Here is a 23506-nt window from a genome sequence, read left to right as displayed (position 1 = left end):
ATGCTGGGGATTTTCGTTCGACTGCTCGGCGCCGACGCCGTGTTCCTGCGCCGCTACCTGCGCCTGGCGCTGGTGTATGGCGTGCTCTGCGGGCTGACCATCGTCACCCTGGTGCCGATCCTGCGCCACCTGCTGGGCAACCAGCTGGGAGCCGCCGGCCAGTGGCTGGCCCTGCTGGCCCTGGGCGTGGTGGTGTGCTGGTACCTGCGCCGGCGGGTGGAAAAGGCCGGCATCGCCGTCGGCATCGCGGTGCTGCGCGGTGGCCGCCAGCGCCTGGGCGAGCATGTCGGCACGCTGCCGGTGGGCTGGTTCAGCGCCGCCAACACCGCGCGCCTGAGCCACGTCACCACCCAAGGCATGATGGAGATCGCGCAACTGCCGGCCCATGTGTTCACGCCGCTGTTCACCGGGGTGGTGACGCCGCTGGTGATCCTCGTCGCGCTGTTGCTGGTCGACCTGCGCCTGGGCCTGGTGGCCCTGGTCAGCCTGCCGCTGCTGGCGCTGGTGATGCTGGCGACCATGCGCCTGGGCCAGCGCGCCGACCAGCGCTACCAGCGTGACACCGCACAGACCAGCCAGCGCATGGTCGAGTTCGCCCAGGCGCAGTCGGTGCTGCGCGCCTTCAATGGCGAGCAGGGCGGCACGCGTTTCCTGGAGCAGGCCGTGGCCCAGCAACAGCAGGCCGCGCGCAAGCTGATCCAGCTTTCGGCGCTGTCGTCGGTGCTCAATGTCTGGGCGGTGCAGGCCAGCTTCGCCGCCTTGCTGGTGACCGCCACGCTGTGGCTCGGCGAGCAGGCCGGTGCCGCCTTCGACAGCGCGGCGGTGATCGCCACCCTGGTCGCGCTGGTACTGGCGACCCGCTTCATCGACCCGTTGCTGGATGTGGCCGGCTACAGCGAGGTGCTGCGCGGCACCCGTGGCCAGTTGCAGGCGGTGGCCGAGCTGCTGGCCGTCGAGCCGCTGCCCGAGCCCGCAGCACCGCAGGCGCCGGTCGACGGTTCGGTGCAGTTGGAGCAGGTCGGTTTCCGCTACGGCGATGATCAACCCGAAGTGCTGCGCGAGGTCAGCCTGGATATCGCGCCCGGCAGCATGACCGCGCTGGTCGGCGCGTCGGGGTCGGGCAAGACCACCCTGGTACGCCTTATCGCGCGCTTCTTCGATGTCACCCAGGGCCGGGTCAAGGTTGGCGGGGTGGATGTGCGGCAGATGTCCGCCGAGCAGTTGGCCGGGCAGATCAGCCAGATCTTCCAGGACGCCTACCTGTTCCAGGGCAGCATCGCCGACAACATCCGCCTCGGCAAACCTGACGCCAGCGAGGCCGAGGTGCTCGAGGCGGCGCGGCTGGCCGGGGTGCAGGAGATCCTCGAACGCCTGCCCGAAGGTTTGCACACGCCGGTGGGCGAGGGCGGTGCACGGCTGTCCGGCGGTGAACGCCAGCGTATCTCGATCGCCCGTGCGTTGATCAAGGACGCGCCGATCCTGCTGATCGACGAGGCCACCGCGGCGCTGGACGCCGAGAACCAGGCGGCCATCGCCGAGGCACTGGCACGGCTGCGCGGCAAGCGCACGCTGATCGTCATTGCCCACCAGCTGTCGACGGTGGCCATGGCCGACCAGATCGTGGTGCTCGACCAAGGGCGCATCCGCGAGCAGGGCGCCCATGCCCAGTTGGCTGCCAAGGGTGGGCTGTACGCGCACTTCCTCGAGCAGCGTCGGGCCGCCAAGGGCTGGCGCATCGGCGAGGTGGCAGGCGATGGAGTGACCGCTTGAGTCGGGTGCTACTGCCAACGCTGTTGTTGCTGCTGTGTGGCGTTTCACTGATGGTCGGGGCCAGCCAGATGTCCTGGTCGGCCTTGTGGTCGGCCAGTGACGATGCCTGGCTGACCCTCACCGCCAGCCGCCTGCCACGCCTGGCGGCGCTGGTGCTGACCGGGGTCGGCCTGTCGATCTGCGGGGTGATCCTGCAGCAGATCGTGCGCAACCGCTTCGTCGAGCCGGCCACCTGCGGCGGACTCGACGCGGCCAAGCTGGGCATCCTGGTGGCCCTGACCGTGCTGCCCGGAGCCGGGGCCAGCGGACGCATGCTGTTCGCCCTGGTGTTCTGCCTGCTGGCAAGCCTGGTGTATGTGGCGATCATCCGCCGCATCCGCTTCACCAACCTGGTGCTGGTGCCGGTGATCGGCCTGATGTACGGTAGCCTGCTCAGCGCCATCGCCGAATTCTACGCCTACCGCCACAACATCCTGCAGAGCATGCAGGGCTGGCTGCTGGGCGACTTCTCGCGGGTGATCGAGGGCAACTACGAGATCATCTACCTGATCCTGCCGATCGTCGTGATCACCTACCTGTACGCCCAGCGTTTCACCGTGCTCGGCATGGGCCAGGGCATGGCCACCAGCCTCGGGCTCAACTACGCGGCCACCGCCATCCTCGGCCTGGTGCTGGTGGCGGTGACCGTATCGGCCACGGTGATCACCGTGGGCGCGATCCCCTTCGTCGGCCTGGTGGTGCCGAACCTGGTGGCGCTGCGCTACGGCGAGCACCTCAAGCGCACCCTGCCCATCGTTGCCATGTGCGGCGCGGCGCTGCTGCTGGCCTGCGACATCCTCGGCCGGCTGCTGATCCATCCCTACGAGGTACCCATTGGCCTGACCGCCGGCGGTGTCGGCGGCGTGCTGTTCCTGTTGCTGATCCTGTGGAAGTGCAAATGATGCGCCGCGCCGCCTGGTTGTTGCTGCCGGCCCTGGCGCTGGCGTTCCTGTTGCTGGGTTCGGGCCTGGACTTCAGCTACGTGATCCCCAAGCGCCTGGTGCGCCTGGGCGCGATAATCGTGGCAGGGGTGTGCATCGCCTTGTCCTCGGTGATCTTCCAGACCCTGGCCGGCAACCGCGTGCTGACCCCGGCGATCATGGGCTACGAAGGCATCTACCTGCTGTTCCAGGCCCTGCTGGTGCTGTGGCTGGGCACCGCCAGCGTGGCGCTGCTGGGCGCCCAGGGCAACGCGCTGCTGTCGATCGCGCTGATGCTTGGCTACTCGTGGCTGCTGCAGCGCTGGCTGCTGCGCGAGGGGCGGGGTGATGTCTACCGCCTGTTGCTGCTGGGGCTGGTGCTGACCATGGTGCTGGGCACCTTCACCCAGTTCATCCAGCTCAAGACCAGCCCGGGGGAGTTCTCCATCCTGCAGAGCCTGGGCTACACCAGCTTCAACCGCGCCCAGCCGACCCAGGTGCTGTACTCGGGCCTGCTGGTGGCGGCGGTGGCGCTGCTGGTGGCGCGCGGCACGCGGGTCCTCGACGTGCTGGCGCTGGGGCGCGACCAGGCCATCGCCCTGGGCCTGGACCATGGCCGCTGCCTGCGCCTGCAGATGGCGCTGATCGCCGTGCTGGTGGCGGTGTCCACCAGCCTGGTGGGGCCGACCGCGTTCATGGGTGTGTTCGTCGCCAACATCGCCTACGCCCTGGCGCGCAGCGCCCGGCACCAGGTCACCCTGCCACTGGCCTGCGCCGTGGCCATCGGCATGTTCCTGCTCGCCCAACTGCTGGTCGAGCACCTGTTCAACTACCGGACCAGCGTCAGCATCCTCGTCAACCTGGTGTGCGGCGCGTACTTCCTCGCGTTGATGGTCCGAACCCGAGGCACCCCATGATCACCCTCGAACACCTGCACAAGGCCTACGGCGAGAAGACCGTGCTCGATGACGTGAGCCTGGCGTTTCCCGCCGGCCAGGTCACCTCGTTGATCGGCCCCAACGGCGCCGGCAAGAGCACCCTGCTGATGTGCATCGCCCGGCTGTTGCCGGCCAATCGCGGGCGGATCCTGCTCGACGGCCAGGACATCGACCGCATAGCCATCGCCGACTACGCCCGCCGCGTGGCCACCCTGCGCCAGGTGCTGGACTTCAACCTGCGCCTGACCGTCGAGGAACTGGTCGCCTTCGGCCGCTTCCCCTACAGCCGTGGCCTGCTGACGGCCGACGACCAGCAGGTGATCGACGAGTCACTGGATTTCCTGGGGCTGCAGCCTCTGCGCGGGGCTTACCTCGACGAACTCAGCGGCGGCCAGCGGCAAATGGCCTTCCTGGCCATGACCATCGCCCAGCGCACCGAGCTGCTGCTGCTCGACGAGCCGCTGAACAACCTCGACATGAAGCACGCGGTGCAGATCATGCAGGCGATCCGCAGGCTCTGCGACGAGCAGGGGCGCACGGTGATCCTGGTGGTGCACGACATCAACTTCGCCGCCAACTATTCCGACCACATCGTCGCCATGAAAGGCGGCGCCGTGCACAGCCACGGGCCGGTCGCCGAGGTGGTCACCCAGGCCAACCTGCGCGCGCTGTTCGGCCTGGCCTTCGAGATCCTGCCCAGCGCGCACGGTTTCGTCTGCAACTACTTCAACCCATCACTATCGAGAGAGCTGGTATGAACGGAATCTGCAAGATACTGCTGGCCGCCGCCGTGGCGGCCGCGCTGCCCGGCTGCGACCAGGCCCCGCCGGCCCAGGCGCGCGCCGCCAGCGCCGACTACGCCCCGGTGAAGGTCGAGCACGCCCTGGGCACCACGCTGGTCGAACACCAGCCGCAGCGCGTGGTGGCCTTCGACATGAGCGAGCTGGACACCCTCGATCAGCTCGGCGCGCCGGTGATCGGCATCGCCAAGGACTATGTGGCGGGCTTCCTGGCCAAGTACCGCGACGACCCCAAGGTGGCCGATGTCGGCACCACCATCCAGCCCAACCTCGAGCGCCTGCATGCGCTCAAGCCCGACCTGATCCTGATCTCGCCGCTGCAGGCGCAGAGCTACCCGGAACTGAGCCAGATCGCCCCGACGGTGCACTACGACATCGACATGGACAACCGCCAGGGCAACGTCATCGACACCGCCAAGCAGCACCTGCTGACCGTCGGACGGATCCTCGGCAAGGAAGACCGGGCCCGGGAAACCGCCGAGCGCATCGACGCCAAGGTGGCCCAGGTGCGCCAGGTGACCGACGGGCGCCCGGAGAAGGCGCTGGTGGTGCTGCACAACAACGGCGCGTTCACCGCCTATGGCGTGCGCTCGCGCTACGGCTTCATCTTCGACACCCTCGGGGTCAAGCCGGCCAGTGACGACATGCAGGCAGGCCTGCACGGGCAGCCGATTTCCAACGAGTTCATTCACCAGGCCGACCCTGACATCCTCTACGTGATCGACCGCACCGCAGTGATGGAGCGCCGGGCCGCGCTGGACCGCGAGACCCTGGACAACCCGCTGCTGCGCCAGACCAAGGCGTGGAAGAACGGCCATGTGGTGTTCGTCGATCCACAGACCTGGTACCTGTGCACCGCCAGCGTGACCTGCCTGGAGCGGGTGGCGGACGAGGTGGTGAAGGGGTATCAGGGCTAATCCTGCATTCAGGTCATACGTAATTCCTGTGGGAGCGGCCTTGCGTCGCGAAAGGGGCGCGCAGCGGCCCCAGATTCCGAAACACCATCAAAATTGCTGGGGCTGCTGCGCAGCCCTTTCGCGACGCAAGGCCGCTCCCACAGAGACAGCAGTTCCCTGCAAGACAGCGAAGCCCCAAAGGGCTGGCCGATCTCCTACACGAAATGGGTTGCTCAGCCGATAGTGGCCAAATGACTGTAATTTCTGTTGAGGGATTCGCCGACTCGTACGGAATGACTAATGAGAAACATTACCATTTCGTCCCGAAAGGAATCCCTCATGCCTCCACTGCAACATCCCCAGGCCCCGAACCTGCCCCGCAGGGCCTTGTTCATGGCCGTACTGCTGGGCATGGCCGCCATCGCCGGCAACGCCTTCGCGCAACCGCCACGTTCCAGCACCTCGGCGCAGCAACAGACCCCCGATGTGAAGGAGGAGGGCCTGACCCTGCCGGAAACGTTGGTACAGGACACCCGTGATTCGCTGGGCGCTCCACCACCGGAATATGCCGGTGGCCAGGTCGGTTCGGGCAGCCGGCTCGGGCTGATGGGCAACAAGGACTTCAGCGAAACGCCGTTCAACGCCATCAGCTACACCAAGGAATACATCGAGAACCGCCAGGCCCAGGACATCGGCTCGGTGATCGGCGCCACCGATCCGTCGGTGTACGTGCCGAGCAAGCGCGGCATCTTCGAGACCTTCTTCATCCGAGGCCTCTACAGCACCGGCAACGACATCACCTTCAACGGCCTGCCGAGCATGGCGCCGAACATGCGCGGCTCCACCGAGCTCGCCGAGCGCATCGAAGTGCTCAAGGGCCCATCGGCGCTGCTCAACGGCATGCCGCCTGACGGCAGCGTCGGTGGCAGCATCAACATCGTGCCCAAGCGTGCCGGCGACGAGCCCCTGGCCCGGCTGACCGCCTCGTACGAGTCCGATGGCCTGGCCGGCATGCATGCCGATATCGGCCGCCGCTTCGGCGACCAGAAGCAGTTCGGCGTGCGCTTCAACGGCGTCTACCGCGACGGCGACACCCCCGTGGACGACCAGCAGCACCGCATGCAGCTGTCGTCGCTGGCCCTGGACTGGCGCGGCGAGCGGGCGAGGGCGTCGCTGGACTACTACCACCAGCGCGAGCGCATGGACGGGGTCAACTATTTCGGCATCTCCTCGATCAGCCCCGGGGTGACCCACCTGCCCAAGGCCAAGAAGGGCGATCATTCGCTGGCCCCGGAGTGGGGCTATACCGTCAACGACACCGACACCGTGGTGCTGCGCGGCGAGTACGACCTCAACGACTCGCTCACCGCATTCGCCGGCTGGGGCCACAGGGAAGGGGGCTACAACGCGCTGATGACCAGCGGCATGCTGCTCAATGATGCCGGCGACATCTCCGCCACGCCGATCCGCTCGGCCCGCGATGGCGAGCAGAAATCCGGCGAAGTCGGCCTGCGCGGGCGTTTCGCCACCGGGCCCGTGGATCACGCCTGGTCGCTGGCGGCCACCCGCTACGACTCCGAGAACAGCTTCAAGGACAAGCGCCTGTCGTCGACCATCCGCACCAACTACTACAACCTGGACTACGGCCCGCGCCCGGAGATCGGCGAGTACGGCAACGTCACCTCGCGCATGCGTGCCCGGCTGAGCAGCGAAGCCTTGCTCGACACCCTGTCGTTCCTCGATGACAAGGTGCAGTGGACCGTCGGTGCACGCCACCAGAACGTGCGCGCGTCGAACTACAACGGCAACCACCAGCGCACCTCCAAGCCCTACGATGAAAGCCGGGTATCGCCGGCCACGGCCCTGCTGGTCAAGGTCACCGACGAGCTGTCGCTGTACGGCAACTACATCGAAGGCCTGAGCCAGGGCGGTATCGCGCCGGACAACGCGCGAAACGCGGGTGCGATCATGGCGCCGTACCAGACCAAGCAGTACGAACTGGGCGCCAAGCTCGACCTGGGCACCTTCGCGCACACGGTCAGTGTCTATCAGGTGAAGAAACCAAGCGCCTATACCGACCCGGTCACGCAGGTCTACGGCGTGTACGGCGAGCAGCGCAACCGTGGCCTGGAATGGTCGTTCTTCGGCGAGATCGAGCCGGGGCTGCGCCTGCTGGGCGGAGCGTCCTACACCAAGGCCGAGCTGACGAAATCGATACGCAAGGAGAACGAAGGCAACCAGGCCACGGGCGTGCCCAAGGTGCTGGCCAAGCTCGGCGTCGAGTACGACCTGCGTGAGCTTCCGGGCTTGACCCTGATCGGCAACGCCAACTATGCCGGCCGGCGCTACGCCACCGATGCCAACAACCTGTCGCTGCCGTCCTACACGATCTTCGACCTGGGCGCCCGCTACAGCCTGAAGATCTCGGACAAGCCGGTGACCTTCCGCGCCACCGTGCAGAACGTGGCCAACAAGGCCTACTGGATCGGTTCGTGGAATGGCGGCGATGGCAGTGGCCTGTCCGGTGGGCTGGGCACGCCGCGGTCGGTGATGTTCTCTACCTCGGTGGACTTCTAGCCAAACCAGCGCTGGCTGCGTGGGAGGGATGGTGCACCAATGCGACTTGCCCCCTGATCACCGGCCAGCCGGTGCCAGATTCACACCGCGTCCGGATATGCCTCACGCAGGCTGTCACCCAACCAACCCATGAACCACAACGCATCGGCACTCGGCGGCTGCGCTGGCGTCAGCAACTGGTAGCTTTCCAGCGCCACGGCTTGTTCCACGCAGCGCACCAGGCTGCCTTCGCGCAGCTCACGCCCCACCAGTACCTCGGTGGCCAGGGCAACGCCGTGACCGCGTTGGGCCAGGTTCAGCACGATATCGTTGCTGATATGCGAAGTGTCGGCCTTGACCCGCACCCTCAGGCCATTGGCGGCGAACCAGCTGTTCCACCAGGTGCCGTCATCGACATGGATCAGCCTGCATCCGGGCAAGTTCGCAGCGCTTAGTCTCGCAGGCAACTGCGCGAGGTAGCTCGGCGCGCAGACGGCGAACACCTTCGGGCGGATCAACACCTCGCGTACCCCGCTCAGCTCACCCGGCAGACCGAAGGCGATGCCCAGGTCCGCCTGGCGCGCATCCACGCTGGTAAAGGTGGCATTAGGCTCGATGGCGATCCTCAGGTCCGGGCGCAGGCTACGCAGGGCGTCGATGCGCGGTGTCAGCCAGCGCGAGGCGAACGCCGGCACGCAGAGGATCCGTAGCCAGCGCTCGTCTCCCCGTTGTGCCAGGCGCGCACCGGCATCAGCGAGGATCTGCAGTGCTTCGGCTGCGGCCTTGTAGTAATGGGCGCCGGGCAGGGTGAGGCTCACGCCGCGGGGGGAGCGCTCGAGCAGGCGCACGCCCAGCCAGGCCTCGAGGTTCTTTACATGCCGACCGATCGCCGGCTGGGTCACGTGCAACGCCTGGGAGGCGGCGACATAGCTACCCAGGCGGGCGGCGGCCTCGAAAGCACGCACGGCGTTGAGCGGGGGCAGGCGGTCTTCGGCCATGGGCACGCTCCTGGCTGTTAGTTTTTTTAATAGTGAAGGCAAATTTATTGTGCTTTTCCCGCCCGTTCAAGTTGCCGACACTCGGGGCGGCGTATTTCCGCGCTTTACGAGGAGCCCTCCGATGCGGCCAACAACAATAAAGAAGTCGTTCAACGGTCTTTCCATCCTGGCCCTGACGCTCGCCGCCCTGGCGGGTGCGGCGCAGGCGGCCGACAACAAGGGGGCCTGCGGCGTGCCAGGGCTTGAACCCTGCCCGCAGCCCTTCGACAAGGTGCTGCCGGCTGCCAGGGATATGCTCACCTGGGACCAGGCCACCCGGGTCGTGGGCTTTCGCAACACTTACCGCCTCTACGGTGGCGATGTCTTCGCCCCGAACGGCGCCACGCCATTTCCCTTGCCGCAGGCCAGCCACGCGCTGACCGACGTGCAGTATCAGTTGGGCGGCAAGACGCATAACCTGGCGCAATACCTGGCCAACCAGAGTGTGACCGGCCTGCTGGTGCTCAAGGACGGCAAGATCGCCTACGAATACTACGGCAAGGGCAACACGCCACAGACCTTGTGGACGTCCCGATCGGTGGCCAAGTCGGTGGTCAGCGTGCTGGTTGGCATCGCCGTCAAGGAAGGCAAGATCCAGTCGCTGGACGACAGGATCAGCCGCTACGTTCCGGAACTGGAGGGTTCCGAATGGCAGGACGTGACCTTGCACCAGCTGTTGCAACACACCTCGGGAGTAATCTGGGACGAGAACTACGCCTCCAAGGATTCGGACTTTTCGCACATGACCCAGTGCGAGGCCACTGCTGATCCCTATCACTGCGTGCTCGAACTGGTGAGGTCGGTCAAGCGCAAGCCCGGGGTCAAGCCGGGTGAGGTCTGGTCGTACAACACCGGTGGCGCCTGGCTGGTCGGTCGGGTGTTGGAGAATGCCACCGGCATGACCATCGCCGAGTATCTGCAAACTCGGGTGTGGAGCCGCTACGGCATGCAACAGGCGGGCGTCTGGCACGCCCTGGTGCCGGGCAAGGTGGACATGGGCGGCCACGGTTTCAATGCCACGCTGCGCGACTGGGGGCGCTTCGGCCAGTTTGTGCAGAGCGGCGGCCAGCTGCCGGATGGCGAAAAGCTGCTCCCGGACGACTGGGTAGCACGTTCGACCCACTGGACCCAAGCCAAGGGATCGGTGACGGCCGCAGCGCCCAACGGCCAGTACGGCTACCAGTGGTGGTACAACGCCCCGGCCCCGGACAGCGATGCCGAGCCCAAGCGCACCGCCAACAGCGACAAGACCTTTTGGGCTCTGGGCATCTTCGGCCAGAGCATCGCCATCAACCCGGCGGAGCATCTGGTGGTGGTGCAGTGGTCGACCTGGAAGAACGCCGAGAGCCCCGGCTCGCTGTATGACGAGCAGGCGGTGTTCGTCAACGCAGTGGCCAAGGCGCTGAGCCAGTAGCAGCGGGCGAGGGCAGGGCGCCGGCAAGCGCCTGCCCAGTCACACGCGAAACCGCGACACGCTCGCCTGCATGCCCTGGGCGATTTCGCCCAGGCGCTGCGCCGCCGACGCCAGCTGCCGCGTGGTGTCGGTGCTGTCCCTGGACATGCGGGCGATCAGCTCGACCTGTTGCGCGACATCCTGGCTGGCCCGGGTCTGCTCGCCGATGGTCTGCGAGATTTCCTCGACAACCGACGCGGCGCGGCGGGCGCCTTCACGAATCTGTTGGATCGACGCCCCCGCCTGGGTGGCCAGCTCCACGCCGGCGCGGACCCGGGTGACGCCAGTCTGCATGCTGTCGACGGCGTTGCCCGTGCTTTGTCGGATGCGTTCGATCATGCCGGTGATCTCTCGGGTCGACTGCGCCGTGCGCCCGGCCAAGCCGCGTACTTCGTCGGCGACCACGGCAAAGCCGCGCCCGGCCTCGCCGGCACGGGCGGCTTCGATGGCCGCGTTCAAAGCCAGCAGGTTGGTCTGCTCGGCGATGGTGTTGATCACCTGGATGATCGAGTGGATTTCTTCCGAGCTTTGCCCCAGCACGGTGATGGTTTCAGAGGAGCGGTTGACCGCTTCGTCGATCCCCTGCATGCCGCCGACCACGTTGAGGATGACCTCGCCGCCGTCGCTAGCCAGGCGCTCGGACTGCCCGGAGATAGCCTGCGCATCGCGGGCGTGGTCGGCGATCCGCGCCAGGTTGGCGATCATCTGCTCGGTGGCCGAGGCCATGCTCACGGCGCTGTCGGACTGCTGGCTGGTGCGTTGTACGAGGCTGCTGGAAGCCTGGCCCAGTTCATCGGCCACGTCACGCAGCAGCAAGTTCTCTTCATGGATGGCCTTGATCATGTTGCCCAGGCTGTCGCGCATGTCGGCCAACGAGCGCAGCAGGTGCCCGGTCTCGTCGCGGTCATGGACCTGGATCTGGGTGGTGAGGTCGCCTTGGGCGATGCGTTCGGCTACCGCCATGGTCTGGCTCAAGGGGCGCAGGATCGAGCGCAACAGCAGGAAAGTGCACAGCGCCAGCACCACGGCGGCCAGGACCATCCCGCCGACCAGCACGGCGACGCCCTGGTGCAGAGTGGCGGTGCTCTGCTCGCGGCTCTTGTCGGCGTTGCCGGCGATCAGGTCGCTGAGGGTGCTGTTGCGCTGCTCCAGCTCCTTGAACGCCGCGACGAAGGCCGGCAACTGCGCCTGGGCCTGCTCGGGTGACTGCAAGGCCAGCTGGATGATTGAGGTGGCACTGGCGATATAGTGGTCGAGGAGGGGGCCCAGCTCGCTGATAGCCTGGTGCAGGTCGCTATCCAGAGGCAGTTCGAGGTTGCTCTGCACGACACTGCGGAACCATTTGGCGTGCTCGTCGAGGTCGGCCAGCACCTGGTTGGCGGTGTCCGTGTCGCCCGGCTTGACCAGCAGGGCGGCCAGCACGTCGGCGCGCAGCGCGTCGTGCATCATGTCGCCTTCCATGTGATTGCGTAGGGCGGCCATGCTGGCCTCGCTGCGCTTGAGTGCCTGGTTCTGGTCATGCTCGGCGAGCAGGCCGCTACCGCCGAGCAACAGCGCGGCGAGGATGCTGACCAGACCGAACCCGATGGTTTTCTGGCGAATGTCCATTTTCGAACAGGCTCCGTGGGGTAGGTCAGGAGAGCATAGATGGTTGGAGGTATTTCGGCGGCCGGAACAGGTCTGTGGAGGCGGGTAGGCAGTAGGCTCATGTCATGGTTTCAGAATCTCCTGGACTTATGCATATAACTCAACTAAATGAATATTTAGTTGAGTTATGTTTTATAGTTATCAAAAGGCTGGGCAGGGCGCAGGGCGAGTTGCAGGAATCTATCAAGCGTGTGAAGTTCTCGCCCAACTCACTTAGCCTGGCAAAAACATCAAAGGAATGAGACACCTCCATGCATCGATTCACCGTGTTACCGCTGTTGCTTGCCCCAATGATCGCCTGGGGCGACTGCACGCAGCACCTGCAAACCTGGGCCCAGGACCTGCATCCGACCTTGGAGCTCGCCAGCGAATTTGCGGTCTGCAAGGTCAATCCGGCAGACGCCAGTCAGGTGCTGGCAGCCTTGCCGCTGATGGTGAATGTCGATGAACACGGGCAAGGCGATTACGGCCTGGATGTGCTGGTGGCCGATGCCGCCAGCGGCAAGGTCATAGCCCACAGCTACCAGGAGGCTGCGATCGTCTCCGACGCGGTGCAGTTTTCAGGCCTGATGCTGGACACGGCGCGTTATCAGGTTGCGCCTGGGCTGCGGGCATTTGGCGTGCGCATTCGTCACACAGGCTCGTCGCGGGTCAATCCGTTCGGCAGCGAAACCCTTAGTCTCTTTGTGAACGACGGTTCGCAGTTGCGTCAGATCATGGAGCAGTTGGTTGTAAGCAAGAGCAATGGCGAATGGGACGGTGTCTGCGCTGGTGAATTCGACGAGACAAAGCGGACACTGGCGATTGGCAAACCTGGCAAGGAGGGTTTCAGCAGGTTGCGGGTTACCGAGATCTCGACCGGAAGTCAGAGCGTTGTTAAAGGTGATGATGACTGTGAGGAAATCGAGGGCAGTTCAACGACGAACACGTTCAACCTGGAGTATCACGGCGGTCGGTATGGGGTGCCGAAGGAATTGACGTTCCAGTGAGCTGGATTGGAGGACCGGGCTTTGATGGAGGCTGAAATCTGGCCTCCCTCTGGGCATGACGCTCAATACGAATCTACGCATAATGTATATTATGTTAAATTGAGTATTATGGGAGGTGACCTTCTGAGTCGATCACCTGTGGTTTGCGTCTGCCAGATCACGCTCGAGCCGCCGGCGCCATCTCGACAACTGCACAGCGTCCCTTCGTCCGTACCTTCTGCACCAATCGCGCTCTGTTGATGAACACATCGATCTGACAGCTGCCTGAGTGCTCCACGTCTTCCCAGTATTCCGTGTGCACGATCTGCCCGTTCTGCGGCCCTGTGTAAGTGCCTGCGGCTTCACGCGTGATATAACTGCTGTCGCGCACATACCTGAGCACGACCAAATCCTCCTCCGGCACCACCATGACCTGCCGTGGCACGCCGAAGAAATCGATCAGCTCGCCCACCGGACGAGCTTTCCAGGCACTGCTGGCTTCCAGCGATGCGCAGCCACTGAGCAATGTGGCCAACAGGCCCAATGCGAACAATCGGTTCATAAGCTCTTCTCCTTGACGGCCGCTTTACTTGGCAGACATCTGTGCAAATCCTTCGTCGATCTTCTGCATGATCGCCGCTTTGGCGGCCTCGCGATTCAATATCTCGAACAGCTGCGGCCCTGCCTTGGCTATTTGCGATGCAGGCATTACCCCCAGGCGCTCCATTTTTCGGGCCTGGCGGTCAGCCGGCTTGCACGGGAAGTCGCGGCTTTGCGCCAACCAGGTGTCAGGTTTGCTCTGCCATTGGTTGGAATACTTTGCGTTTCGCAACTCATTGAAAACGCTGCGAAAATTCTGTGCGCCCGCGATGCGCACGCGGTTCTTCGCGCAATCGATTTCGACATCGTAAGCAGTGAATGTGGGCTTGCCGGGCTCTTCGTAGAACTGGTAGACGCCCAATGATTTCGCGCCACCTGGGCGATTGAAGATGTTATTGGGGTCACCGTCCGCGACAAACACCTGATTCTTGCCCAAGCCACCTTGGTAGTGGACTAGCCAAAAGTCGCCCATCTGTACATCGCTCGCCTGGGCAGCGAGGACATTGCACAGTAAGGCGACAGGCAGGAGCTGCTTCTTGAAAGCGGTCATGGGGCCAGTCCTTTGCCTATTCTTCGAGGCGATACTTTCTCGCCCTGAACCTAAGGCAAAGGGCTATCTAGTACATCCGTCCTATGCACTGCTGATAGCGCATTCTGAGGGCGGTACGGTCGGTGTGGGAGCCGGCTTGCCGGCGATGGGCCACAAAGCGGTCCCGGGGTCTAACAGACTGACACCAATCACAGCGGCCACCGCTTTCCTACTCAACCCTCCGACCCACCATCAACCCATGATTCACATCCTGGGCCAGCGCCTTGGCCATGCCACTTAGGTAATGCACCGCCGTCAGCAGCGTAGGCAAATGATCCATCTCCGCCATCGCCAGATCACTGATCTTGTTCACCGCACACATCAGCACGGTTGCCTGTTCGACCGCATGTTCCATCGAGTGGCCCGCTACAACACGGAACAGCGGGTCTTGACCGCCCTCCTCTCCAGCCTCGCCGATAGGCGTTATGTGCCACGTATCGGGCGCCATGGGTTGGTCGACCTGTTGCAGAAATGGCGCGAGGCCGGGCTCAACCATGCGGCACTAGGCGTGCAGATGGCCCGGCGCCCGGCGCGCGAGGTGACTCAGGAACTGGCTGAAGAGGTGCTGCCGCTGTTTGCAGCGTTGCCGGGGCCGAAGCCGCATGTGCAAGTCTGGTAGCCGTGATCGTAGCCTTTGCAAGCCGTCTGCACCTTCGTTTCGAGCCTTGAGCAGTAAACGCTGAAGATCAGTAGCCGCCGCAGGCCGTAGTGCTGGTGGCTGCCCATCGCCGACAGCGCTGCCCTCTGACTCAAGATCCCTCGGGGCACAGCCATTAAAAAAAACGCTACTGAGCCCCCAGATACATCGTTTTTCAGTTCCAGGCCCTCCCCCTATAGTCCCCACGAAACACCCCGGCATCGGGGTGGTCATCACAGTCGTGCGAGAACTGGATATGAACAAGAACGAAGCGGTTGCAGGCATTGCTGGTGCGGGCGTCGGCACGCGGGTGGTGTGGAGTGGCGAGCAAGGCCAGCACCCCTACAACGCGACGCAGACCCCGATCGTGGTCAGTGCCGCGTATGGCTATCAGGACATCGACGCCTGGTACGACGTGGCGCAGGGCAAGCTGCCGGGCTACATCTACAGCCGCATGAGCAACCCGACCGTCGCCACGCTGGAGGCCAAGCTTTGCGGGCTGGAGCAGTCCGAGTCGGCCGTGGCCTTCAGCAGTGGTATGGCCGCCATCAGCGCGGTGCTGCACACCTTTCTGGCGAACGGAAAACGGGTGGTGTCGACCCGCGACAGCTACGGCGGTACGAACAAGATCTTCGAGGAATTCCTGCCGCGCATGGGCGTGCAGGTGTGCCTGTGCGACACCCTGGATACCGCAGCCCTGGAGCGCGAAATCGCTGCCGGCTGCGATCTACTGTACCTGGAAACGCCCACCAACCCGACGCTCAAGGTGCTGGATATTCGCCGCCTGAGCGCTGCTGCGCACAAAGTAGGTGCCCTGGTGGTGGCCGACAACACCTTTGCTACACCGCTGAACCAGAACCCGCTGGCTCTGGGCGTGGATGTGGTGGTGCACAGTGCCACCAAGTTCCTGTCCGGCCATGGCGACGTGCTGGGTGGTGTGGTCTGTGGTGCCGAGCACCTGATGGCGCAGGTGCGGCACTACCGGGAAATCAACGGCGCATCATTGGACCCGTTCTCGGCCTACCTCATCATACGTGGCATCAAGACCTTGGCCCTTCGACTGCGTCAGCAACAGGCCAGTGCCCAGGCCTTGGCCGAGTACCTGTGCAACGAGCCGCTCGTGGAAACGGTGAACTACCCCGGCTTGCCACAGCACGCCGGCCACGCCATCGCCAAGGCACAGATGCGCGGTTTCGGCGCCATCGTGAGCTTTGTGCTCAAAGGCGGCATGGACACCGTGGCCCGCCTGTTGCCACGCCTCGAGTACGCCCATCGGGCCGGCAACCTCGGGGCGGTGGAAACCATCTACGGCCCGGCGCGCACCACCAGCCACGTCGAAAACACCCTGGAAGAGCGCCAGGCGCTGGGGATTTCAGAGGGCCTGGTGCGTATTTCCGTGGGTATCGAGGACACCGACGACTTGCTGGCCGACTTGGCCCAAGCCTGCGTCGCGGTACGCGCGGAACTCGCGCGGCAGGCTGACCCGCAATGTGGCGCCGAGGAGGCCGGCCGCCCCATCCAGCAGCAGGCCTGAAGCCTGCCCCAAGGCACTCGCCCGCCGCAGCGGGTGCCTCTTCATGAAGTCGAACAATAACAACATGCAAGGCATTTCGATTCGCGCTGCCAAGACGAGGTCGTAGCACGCCCTTGCCCGCCAACTTTCATGAGACTCCAACAATGTCCGTGCAGATAACCACAAACAAAAATGCCCCGGCGCATGCCTTCAAACAGGATATGCAAACCCGCCACATCGTGATGCTGGCACTGGGTGGCGTCATCGGCACCGGCCTGTTCCTGACCTCTGGCTATACCGTCAACCAGGCGGGACCGCTAGGCGCGGTGATCGCCTACATCATCGGTGCAGTGATGGTTTACCTGGTGATGATGTGCCTGGGTGAACTGGCCGTGCAGATGCCGGAAGTCGGCTCTTTCAGCAGTTACGCAACCCGCTACCTTGGGCCTGGCACCGGCTACATGGTGGCCTGGATGTACTGGCTGACCTGGACGGTCGCCATCGGTTCGGAATTCACCGCCGCTGGCATACTCATGGTGCGCTGGTTCCCGGACACCCCGGTATGGATGTGGAGCGCGCTGTTTGGCGCGGCCGTGTTCTTCACCAACATCATTTCCGTGCGGACATTCGCCGAGACGGAATTCTGGTTGTCGTTGGTCAAGGTGCTTGCGGTCGTCGCCTTCCTGGTCATCGGTGGCGGCGCCATCCTGGGCGTGTTCGACATCAAGCAGGCGCATAGTGTCGGATTGGGCAACTTCACCCGTGAAGGACTGTTCCCCACTGGCTTCTGGTCCATCGCCATGACCTTGCTGGCCGTGTCCTTCGCCTTCTCCGGCACCGAGCTGATCGGCATTGCCGCCGGCGAAACCCGGGACCCTGAAAAGAACGTGCCCAAGGCCATCCGCACCACGGTGCTGCGCCTGGCGCTGTTCTTCATCGGTACCATTTTCGTGTTGGCCACCCTGTTGCCCCGCGAGCAGGCCGGCCTTGTGGAAAGCCCGTTCGTGATGGTGTTCGAGATGATCGGTATTCCCTACGCCGCCGACATCATGAACTTCGTCATCATCACCGCGCTGCTGTCTGCCGCTAACTCCGGGCTGTATGCCGCCGCGCGGATGCTCTGGACCCTCAGCGACCAAGGCAACATGCCGCGCAAGTTCGCTGCACTGTCACGCCGCGGCACGCCGTTCAACGCCATCGTTTTGAGCATGGCGGGCGGCATGGCTTCGCTGCTCAGCGGCGTGTTCGCCCCCGACACCATTTACCTTGCCCTGGTGTCGATCTCCGGGCTGGCGGTGGTGGTGGTGTGGATGAGCATCGCGGCCAGCCAGATCGCCTTCCGCCGGCACTACATCGCCACGGGCGGCAAGCTCGAAGACCTCAAGTTCCGCGTGCGCGGCTACCCCTTCGTGCCCCTGGCCGCGCTGTTCTGCTGCCTGCTGGCCTGCGTGGGCATCGCCTTCGACCCCGCTCAGCGTGTGGCGTTGTACTTCGGCTTGCCGTTCGTTGCCTGGTGCTACTTCATGTACTGGCTGACCTGCAAATATCGCCAGCGTCGTCAGGTGGCGCAGCACATGGCCGAGACGGCTACCGAGGCCGCCTGAGCAAGGTGATACTGGGCCACTGAACCAGTCGCCATGAGGAGCTTCCATTGAGCCAGAAAACCTTGCCCCCCTTGAACTGGCTACGGGCCTTCGAAGTGTCGGCGCGCTACCTGAACTTCACCCATGCCGCCGAGGAGTTGCACCTCACCCAGGGGGCGGTGAGCCAACAGATCCGTCACCTGGAGAGCCAGCTGGGGGTGGCGCTGTTCAAGCGCCTGCCCCGGGGGCTGGGGTTGACCGAAGAGGGGCAGTCCTACCTGCCGGTGGTGCAGGACGCCATCAGCCGCCTGGCGGTAGGCACCAACGAGATCTTCGGGCAACGCCAGCGACGGCCCTTGAAGGTGCGTGGCAGCCTGTCGTTCCTGCACTTCTGGTTGGCACCGCGGCTGGCTGACTTTCGCCGGGCGCATCCGCAGGTGGATATCCGCTACATCAGCAACCTGTGGGTCAAGGAGCTCGATGCCGAGGATGACCTGGAGATTCGCTGGGGCAATGGCGAATGGCCTGGCGTCGAGGCGCAGCGCCTGACCCGGGACCTGCTGGTGCCGGTCTGCTCGCCCGCCCTGATCGCCAGCTGCCCGCTGCGCGAGCCCCGCGACCTGGCAGGCCTGCCACTGCTGCATGTACTGGGTTACGAGGAAGGCTGGGGGTACTGGTTGGAGCGGGTCGGCGCCGAGGGCGTCGATTCTTCGAGCGGCCTGCAGTTCGACACCTTGGTGTCCACCTTGCGCATGGCGGAGCTGGGGCTGGGGGTGGCCCTGGCGCGCTCGTCCCTGGCCGAGGACCTGCTACAGGAAGGGCGCCTGGTAGCGCCGTTCGCCCAGCGCATCGAGGCCAGCGAGTCGTTCTACCTGGTGCGCGGCCTGGGTGAGGCGCTGCCAGCAGACGCCCAGGCCTTCAGCCACTGGCTGGTGGCTATGGCGCAACGCTAATCACGAGTCATTTGGAGCAACGATGCAGTACACAACCACGCGTGGCAGCGAGACACGAGTTGACTTTCGCACGGCGCTGCTTTCAGGGCTGGCCGAGGATGGCGGGTTGTTCGTGCCCGCGTCGCTGCCGCAATTCAGCCCTCAGGAAATTGCCAGCTGGTCCTGGCTGCCGTTCGACGAACTGGCCTGGCGGGTCATTGCACCTTTTGTAGGGGATACCCTCGATGAGCCGACGTTACGGGCGCTGGTCAGCGACAGCTACCGTGGCTTCGCGCACCGTGCGATCGCCCCGCTGCAGCAGATCGGCCACAACGAGTGGATCATACAACTGTTCCACGGGCCAACCCGATCCTCCAAGGACTTTGCCGCGCAGTTGCAGGCACGGCTCATCAGGCACTTCCTGGGCCAGAACTGTGAGCGTGTGATGTGGGTGGGCGCCAGCAATGGCGACACGGCCGTGGCCGCGATCGATGCCTTGCGCCACTGCCCTACGGCCCGCCTGCTGGCGCTGTATCCGCAGGCCGGCACCCCGGCGGACCGCGCGGCGGTGATGCGCGGCGCCGACTCGGGCAGCGTCAGTTGCGTGGCGGTGAACGGCAGCTTCGACGATTGCCAGTCGCTGGTCACCCGGTTGCTGCGCGAATGGCCCTGCCCGGCGCTGATACCGATCAGTTTCAATTCGACCAACTGGGTCGGGGTGCTGGCGCAGATAGTTTTCTATTTCCATGCTGCGCTGCAGCTGGGCGGGGGCACACGCCCAGTGGGCTTCAGTATCCCCACGGCCAGTTTTGCCGAGATTTACGCAGGTTTCATCGCGCAGAAGATGGGGCTGCCGATCAATCAGATCATCGTCTCCACCAACCGCAATGACGCCCTGCACAGGTTCATCCATTGCAACCGCTACAGCCGGGTCTCGACCAGCCGGACCTTGTCGCCCGCCATGGACTTTTCGCTGTTCTCCAACCTCGAACGCTTCGTCTGGGAGTTGTACGAGCGCGATGGCGAGGCGACGCGGGCGCTGATGGAGCACTTCGAGGCCTGTGGCGAATTGAGCATCGGCAACCGCCAGTGGTTGCAGGCCCGCATGCTGTTCGACTCCTATGCGGTGGACGACGCCTCGATCCGCGAAGAAATCACCACGCTGTTCCAGCAAACCGGCAGTGCGGTAGACCCGCATACCGCCACGGGTGCCTTCGCCGGGCGCCTGCACCGGCGCAATATCGGCGCCCCGATCGTGACCCTGGGGCAGTTCGCCCCTGAAAAATCGGCGGCGCTGCTGACCGAATTGGGTGCCTGGCAAGGGGCGATGCCAGCGTACGCGGTGGCAACCCCGGACGTTCCGCTGCTGGCCCAGGATGACCTGACGGGCTTGCACGGGGTATTGACCGCGTTGCAGGCCGCTCGATGAAGCGCATCCTCGACCCTTTGGACGAGCGCATCCTCGCCGAGCTCACGGCCAATGCACGTATCGCCCACGCCGAGCTGGGACAGAAGGTCAACCTATCGCGCAATGCGGTGCGCCAACGCATCGAGCGCCTGGAGCGCGACGGTGCCATCCAGGGCTACACCTTGCGCATCGGCGAGGGGCGCCGGCCCGCGTCGCTGATCAATGCGCTGGTGTTCGTCTACCGCTACGACCGCATGCGCGGTGACGCTGTGCTCGACGCGCTGCGGCAGATTCCGGAAGTGGTGCAGTGCCAGGTGCTGAGCGGCGAGTTCGATCTGCTGCTGCGCATCGAGGCCGCAAGCCCGGAAAGGGTGCACCACGTCTGGCGGGAAATTGCCGCGATGCCGGGGGTGGAGAACACCGTGACCTCGTTCGTGTTGTCGAGCGTGATCTGAGCTGACCCTCAGCGCGCCCTCCCTCTTGCCTCCACCACGCCGCCTGGGCCCGAGCCCCGGTGGCGTGGTGATTTTTGCAGGCGCGAATGCGCGCCTCCGGCACTGGCCAGATTGGCCAATAAATACAGCGCATTGCCATATTCAACTGGCACGGCCCGGCTCTTAGGCTGTCCCCATCAACCAACCGCCTGAGAAGGACAGCAACCCATGACCGAATACAAAATTGCACTCGTTGGCTTTGGCGGTGTGAACCGTGCCCTGGCCCAATTGATCGCCGAGCGCAACCTGCGCTGGCAGCAGGAGCTGGGCTTTGGCCTAAAGATTGTTGGTGTGACCGACCTGTTCCTCGGTTCGGTGATCGACCGCAACGGCCTGGATGCAGCCACCCTGGCCTCGCTACCAACCAGCAAAGGCGCCCTGGCGCAGCTTCCTCAAGGCTCGGCAGAGGCGTTCAACGAGTCGGTGATCAAGCAGTCGGGGGCCGGCATCATCGCCGAAGCCACCTTCACCAACCCGAAAGACGGTGAGCCCGCGGCCACCTTCTGCCGCTGGGCACTGGAAGCGGGGAAGCACGTGGTCACCACCAACAAAGGGCCGATCGCCCTGCATGCCCAGGCACTCAAGGCGCTGGCCAAGGCCAATGGCGTGTCGTTCGAGTACGAAGGCTCAGTAATGAGTGGCACGCCGGTGCTGCGCATGGCCCGCCAGACCTTGGCAGGCTCGGGCCTAGTGGGTTTCGAAGGCATCCTCAATGGCACTTCCAACTACGTCCTGACCCGCATGGGAGAAGGCCTGGGCTTTGCCGAAGCCGTGGCCAAGGCGCAAGAACTGGGTTACGCCGAAGCGGACCCGACCGCCGACGTGGAAGGCCATGACGTACGCCTTAAAGTGGTCATTCTCGCCAATGAGTTGCTGGGTGCGTGCCTTCAGGTCAGCGACGTCGCCTGCAGCGGTATCAGCGCGATCACCGGCGAGGATATCGAGCGGGCCAAGGCGTCGGGCGAGCACTGGAAGCTGATCGGCGCCGCTCGCCGCGAGGCGGACGGTTCGGTGCGGGCCAGTGTGCAGGCCCGTTTGCTGCCGGGCAGCCATCCCCTGGCGGGGATTGCCGGCGCTACCAACGCCATCGCCTTCGAAACCGAGTTGCTGGGCGCGGTGACGGTATCCGGCCCTGGTGCGGGGCGCATTGAGACGGCTTTTGCCCTGCTGTCGGACATCCTCGCCATCCACACTTCCAGCCACTCGGCCTGAGGAGCGACGCTCATGAACCTGACTTCCGTGCAGCGCGCGCCCCTCCAGACGCTTGGCCTGATCGACGTGTTCAGCCCCTACGACGGCAGCCTGGTTGGCAGCGTTGCCAACCTGGGCGAGCACGCAGTGCCCGGCCTGCTCGCCCGCGCCCGCCAAGGCGTCAAAGACAGCGCCGCCCTGCCCAGACACCGCCGAGCCGGCATCCTTGAACAGGCCGCCCGGCTGATCGAGCGCGATGCGCCAGACTTCGCGGGCCTAATTGTCGACGAGGCAGGCAAGACCCTGCGCCAGGCTGAAAAAGAGGTGAAGCGCTGCATCAACACCCTCAGGCTGTCGGCCGAAGAAGCCCGGCGCAACGCGGGCGAGGTGGTGCCTTTCGATGCCTACGAAGGCTCGGAATCACGCCAGGGCTGGTTCACCCGTGAGCCCTTGGGGCTGATCCTGGCCATAACGCCGTACAACGACCCACTCAACCTCGTGGCGCACAAGCTGGGGCCCGCGATTGCCGGGGGCAACGGGGTGATCCTCAAACCATCGGAGCTGACACCGCTTTCTGCGCTCAAGCTGGTGCAGTACCTGGTCGATGCCGGCTTGCCGGAGTCTGTGGTGACCGTGGCCACGGGCGGGGCCGAACTGGGCAAGGCGTTGGTTGCCCTGCGTGATGTGCGCATGATCTCCTTCACCGGCGGCTTTGCCACCGGCGAGCAGATTGCCCGCGGTGCCGGCCTGAAGAAGCTCGCCATGGACCTGGGCGGCAATGCCCCGGTGCTGGTGCTCGAAGACTGCGACCTGGATGCGACGGTGGAATCCTGCGTATCCGGTGCGTTCTGGGCAGCCGGGCAGAACTGCATCGGCACCCAGCGCATCCTGGTCCACGCCTCGATCTATGCGACCTTCCGTGATCGCTTCGTCGAGCTCACCCGTGCGATGGTGCTGGGCAATCCGGGCCGGCGCGAAACCGACATGGGGCCGATGATCAACGAAGCGTCTGCGCGGCGGGTTGAAGAATGCGTGAACCAGGCGCTGCAAGAGGGTGCGCAGCTGCTCTGTGGCCATCAGCGCCAAGGCGCCACCTACGCACCAACGGTCCTGGAACAGGTTGACCACGGCAGCCGGCTGTGGCGTGAAGAGGCGTTCGCGCCGGTGGTAATGCTGGCGCCCTTCGACGACATCGACCAGGCGGTTGCGTGGGCGAATTCGCCGGAGTACAGCTTGCACGCCGGCGTCTTCACCCGGGACCTGGCCAAGGCACTGCACCTGGCGCGACGGATAGAAGCTGGTGGCGTGATGATCAACGACTCCTCTGACTATCGGTTCGATGCCATGCCCTTCGGCGGCTCCAAATACGGCAGCCTGGGCCGCGAGGGGGTGCGCTTTGCCTATGAAGACATGACCCAGCCCAAAGTGGTGTGCATCAACCAGCTCGGTTGATGTTCAGCACACCATCATTCACCTCGGTGGCCTTGACTGGGTAGGCGCGCTCACAGCACTACCCGGTGCTTTGCCACTGGCGA

General features: G+C 64.7%; 21 protein-coding genes. 16 read left to right on the top strand and 5 right to left on the bottom strand.

All coding sequences use genetic code 11. The features are described from left to right. The 6 genes from AC25M7_RS10965 to AC25M7_RS10940 all read left to right on the top strand — a co-directional run bounded on the left by AC25M7_RS10965 (nt 1) and on the right by AC25M7_RS10940 (nt 7940). The gene (locus tag AC25M7_RS10965; RefSeq protein ID WP_486971041.1) at nt 1–1770 is read left to right on the top strand and encodes an ABC transporter ATP-binding protein; all 1770 of its coding nucleotides are present in this window, start codon (nt 1–3) and stop codon (nt 1768–1770) included. After that, nucleotides 1767–2711, top strand: a complete 945-nt coding sequence (locus AC25M7_RS10960; protein ID WP_425048893.1) for an ABC transporter permease — start codon at nt 1767–1769, stop codon at nt 2709–2711. Before AC25M7_RS10965 ends, AC25M7_RS10960 begins: the two co-directional genes overlap by 4 nt. Further along, the gene (locus AC25M7_RS10955; RefSeq protein WP_084942325.1) at nt 2711–3646 is read left to right on the top strand and encodes an iron chelate uptake ABC transporter family permease subunit; all 936 of its coding nucleotides are present in this window, start codon (nt 2711–2713) and stop codon (nt 3644–3646) included. The genes AC25M7_RS10960 and AC25M7_RS10955 overlap by 1 nt, the downstream gene beginning before the upstream one ends. Next, nucleotides 3643–4425, top strand: a complete 783-nt coding sequence (locus tag AC25M7_RS10950) for an iron ABC transporter ATP-binding protein (RefSeq protein ID WP_028688862.1) — start codon at nt 3643–3645, stop codon at nt 4423–4425. Before AC25M7_RS10955 ends, AC25M7_RS10950 begins: the two co-directional genes overlap by 4 nt. After that, nucleotides 4422–5384 carry a siderophore ABC transporter substrate-binding protein gene (locus AC25M7_RS10945; RefSeq protein WP_486971040.1) on the top strand — a complete coding sequence of 321 codons (963 nt, stop codon included), beginning with the start codon at nt 4422–4424 and terminating at the stop codon, nt 5382–5384. The genes AC25M7_RS10950 and AC25M7_RS10945 overlap by 4 nt, the downstream gene beginning before the upstream one ends. Nucleotides 5385–5702: 318 nt before the next feature. Continuing rightward, nucleotides 5703–7940 carry a TonB-dependent receptor gene (locus tag AC25M7_RS10940; RefSeq protein WP_486971039.1) on the top strand — a complete coding sequence of 746 codons (2238 nt, stop codon included), beginning with the start codon at nt 5703–5705 and terminating at the stop codon, nt 7938–7940. Nucleotides 7941–8020: 80 nt separating this feature from the next. Here the strand turns inward: AC25M7_RS10940 and AC25M7_RS10935 are convergent, their stop codons facing one another. After that, entirely contained in the window at nt 8021–8917 is an 897-nt protein-coding gene (locus tag AC25M7_RS10935; RefSeq protein WP_028688859.1) for a LysR substrate-binding domain-containing protein, read from the bottom strand. Between the two features lie 121 nt (nt 8918–9038). On the opposite strand from AC25M7_RS10935, the gene AC25M7_RS10930 reads away from it, so the two are divergent. After that, nucleotides 9039–10370 (top strand): serine hydrolase domain-containing protein, encoded by a 1332-nt coding sequence (locus AC25M7_RS10930; RefSeq protein WP_062362350.1) that lies wholly within the window; start codon nt 9039–9041, stop codon nt 10368–10370. Between the two features lie 39 nt (nt 10371–10409). Here the strand turns inward: AC25M7_RS10930 and AC25M7_RS10925 are convergent, their stop codons facing one another. Then, on the bottom strand, nt 10410–12017 hold the full coding sequence (locus tag AC25M7_RS10925) for a methyl-accepting chemotaxis protein (protein WP_247284572.1): 1608 nt from the start codon (nt 12015–12017) through the stop codon (nt 10410–10412). A 290-nt stretch (nt 12018–12307) separates the two neighbouring features. On the opposite strand from AC25M7_RS10925, the gene AC25M7_RS10920 reads away from it, so the two are divergent. Further along, on the top strand, nt 12308–13045 hold the full coding sequence (locus AC25M7_RS10920) for a PA3715 family protein (RefSeq protein ID WP_247284570.1): 738 nt from the start codon (nt 12308–12310) through the stop codon (nt 13043–13045). Between the two features lie 157 nt (nt 13046–13202). On the opposite strand, the gene AC25M7_RS10915 is transcribed toward AC25M7_RS10920, so the two are convergent. The 3 genes from AC25M7_RS10915 to AC25M7_RS10905 all read right to left on the bottom strand — a co-directional run bounded on the left by AC25M7_RS10915 (nt 13203) and on the right by AC25M7_RS10905 (nt 14568). Beyond that, nucleotides 13203–13586 carry a hypothetical protein gene (locus AC25M7_RS10915; RefSeq protein WP_486971038.1) on the bottom strand — a complete coding sequence of 128 codons (384 nt, stop codon included), beginning with the start codon at nt 13584–13586 and terminating at the stop codon, nt 13203–13205. Between the two features lie 24 nt (nt 13587–13610). After that, nucleotides 13611–14174, bottom strand: coding sequence for a hypothetical protein (locus AC25M7_RS10910; RefSeq protein WP_486971037.1), 564 nt, complete (start codon nt 14172–14174; stop codon nt 13611–13613). A gap of 208 nt (nt 14175–14382) precedes the next feature. After that, entirely contained in the window at nt 14383–14568 is a 186-nt protein-coding gene (locus AC25M7_RS10905) for a DUF3077 domain-containing protein (protein WP_486971036.1), read from the bottom strand. A 33-nt stretch (nt 14569–14601) separates the two neighbouring features. On the opposite strand from AC25M7_RS10905, the gene AC25M7_RS10900 reads away from it, so the two are divergent. The 8 genes from AC25M7_RS10900 to AC25M7_RS10865 all read left to right on the top strand — a co-directional run bounded on the left by AC25M7_RS10900 (nt 14602) and on the right by AC25M7_RS10865 (nt 23423). After that, nucleotides 14602–14832, top strand: a complete 231-nt coding sequence (locus tag AC25M7_RS10900) for a hypothetical protein (RefSeq protein ID WP_486971035.1) — start codon at nt 14602–14604, stop codon at nt 14830–14832. 274 nt (nt 14833–15106) lie between these two features. Continuing rightward, the gene (locus AC25M7_RS10895) at nt 15107–16384 is read left to right on the top strand and encodes a cystathionine gamma-synthase family protein (protein ID WP_486971034.1); all 1278 of its coding nucleotides are present in this window, start codon (nt 15107–15109) and stop codon (nt 16382–16384) included. Nucleotides 16385–16527: 143 nt separating this feature from the next. Next, nucleotides 16528–17967: an amino acid permease gene (locus AC25M7_RS10890; protein WP_486971033.1), complete on the top strand. Its 1440-nt coding sequence runs from the start codon at nt 16528–16530 to the stop codon at nt 17965–17967. 47 nt (nt 17968–18014) lie between these two features. Next, nucleotides 18015–18899 carry a LysR substrate-binding domain-containing protein gene (locus AC25M7_RS10885; protein ID WP_125463614.1) on the top strand — a complete coding sequence of 295 codons (885 nt, stop codon included), beginning with the start codon at nt 18015–18017 and terminating at the stop codon, nt 18897–18899. Between the two features lie 22 nt (nt 18900–18921). Continuing rightward, a complete protein-coding gene (locus AC25M7_RS10880) occupies nt 18922–20307 on the top strand; it encodes a threonine synthase (protein ID WP_486971032.1) in 1386 nt (461 codons plus the stop codon). Further along, nucleotides 20304–20741 (top strand): Lrp/AsnC family transcriptional regulator, encoded by a 438-nt coding sequence (locus tag AC25M7_RS10875; protein ID WP_125463612.1) that lies wholly within the window; start codon nt 20304–20306, stop codon nt 20739–20741. Before AC25M7_RS10880 ends, AC25M7_RS10875 begins: the two co-directional genes overlap by 4 nt. A 207-nt stretch (nt 20742–20948) precedes the next feature. Continuing rightward, nucleotides 20949–21992: a homoserine dehydrogenase gene (locus tag AC25M7_RS10870; RefSeq protein WP_486971031.1), complete on the top strand. Its 1044-nt coding sequence runs from the start codon at nt 20949–20951 to the stop codon at nt 21990–21992. Nucleotides 21993–22004: 12 nt separating this feature from the next. Further along, complete coding sequence (locus AC25M7_RS10865) at nt 22005–23423, top strand: aldehyde dehydrogenase family protein (RefSeq protein WP_486971030.1); 1419 nt, start codon at nt 22005–22007, stop codon at nt 23421–23423. Nucleotides 23424–23506 lie beyond the last annotated feature (83 nt).

The sequence above is a fragment of the Pseudomonas sp. P106(2024) genome (assembly GCF_057480815.1).
The sequence above is the reverse complement of the archived record's forward strand: the minus strand, read 5'-3'. Positions and strand labels throughout refer to the sequence as shown.

Bases quoted from the DNA above. Each gene is read 5' to 3' on its own strand.
- AC25M7_RS10965 (WP_486971041.1), top strand. From the start codon at position 1: ATGCTGGGGATTTTCGTTCGACTGCTCGGCGCCGACGCCGTGTTCCTG.
- AC25M7_RS10955 (WP_084942325.1), top strand. From the start codon at position 2,711: ATGCGCCGCGCCGCCTGGTTGTTGCTGCCGGCCCTGGCGCTGGCGTTC.
- AC25M7_RS10950 (WP_028688862.1), top strand. From the start codon at position 3,643: ATGATCACCCTCGAACACCTGCACAAGGCCTACGGCGAGAAGACCGTG.
- AC25M7_RS10945 (WP_486971040.1), top strand. From the start codon at position 4,422: ATGAACGGAATCTGCAAGATACTGCTGGCCGCCGCCGTGGCGGCCGCG.
- AC25M7_RS10940 (WP_486971039.1), top strand. From the start codon at position 5,703: ATGCCTCCACTGCAACATCCCCAGGCCCCGAACCTGCCCCGCAGGGCC.
- AC25M7_RS10935 (WP_028688859.1), bottom strand. From the start codon at position 8,917: ATGGCCGAAGACCGCCTGCCCCCGCTCAACGCCGTGCGTGCTTTCGAG.
- AC25M7_RS10930 (WP_062362350.1), top strand. From the start codon at position 9,039: ATGCGGCCAACAACAATAAAGAAGTCGTTCAACGGTCTTTCCATCCTG.
- AC25M7_RS10925 (WP_247284572.1), bottom strand. From the start codon at position 12,017: ATGGACATTCGCCAGAAAACCATCGGGTTCGGTCTGGTCAGCATCCTC.
- AC25M7_RS10920 (WP_247284570.1), top strand. From the start codon at position 12,308: ATGCATCGATTCACCGTGTTACCGCTGTTGCTTGCCCCAATGATCGCC.
- AC25M7_RS10915 (WP_486971038.1), bottom strand. From the start codon at position 13,586: ATGAACCGATTGTTCGCATTGGGCCTGTTGGCCACATTGCTCAGTGGC.
- AC25M7_RS10910 (WP_486971037.1), bottom strand. From the start codon at position 14,174: ATGACCGCTTTCAAGAAGCAGCTCCTGCCTGTCGCCTTACTGTGCAAT.
- AC25M7_RS10905 (WP_486971036.1), bottom strand. From the start codon at position 14,568: ATGGAACATGCGGTCGAACAGGCAACCGTGCTGATGTGTGCGGTGAAC.
- AC25M7_RS10895 (WP_486971034.1), top strand. From the start codon at position 15,107: ATGAACAAGAACGAAGCGGTTGCAGGCATTGCTGGTGCGGGCGTCGGC.
- AC25M7_RS10890 (WP_486971033.1), top strand. From the start codon at position 16,528: ATGTCCGTGCAGATAACCACAAACAAAAATGCCCCGGCGCATGCCTTC.
- AC25M7_RS10880 (WP_486971032.1), top strand. From the start codon at position 18,922: ATGCAGTACACAACCACGCGTGGCAGCGAGACACGAGTTGACTTTCGC.
- AC25M7_RS10875 (WP_125463612.1), top strand. From the start codon at position 20,304: ATGAAGCGCATCCTCGACCCTTTGGACGAGCGCATCCTCGCCGAGCTC.
- AC25M7_RS10870 (WP_486971031.1), top strand. From the start codon at position 20,949: ATGACCGAATACAAAATTGCACTCGTTGGCTTTGGCGGTGTGAACCGT.
- AC25M7_RS10865 (WP_486971030.1), top strand. From the start codon at position 22,005: ATGAACCTGACTTCCGTGCAGCGCGCGCCCCTCCAGACGCTTGGCCTG.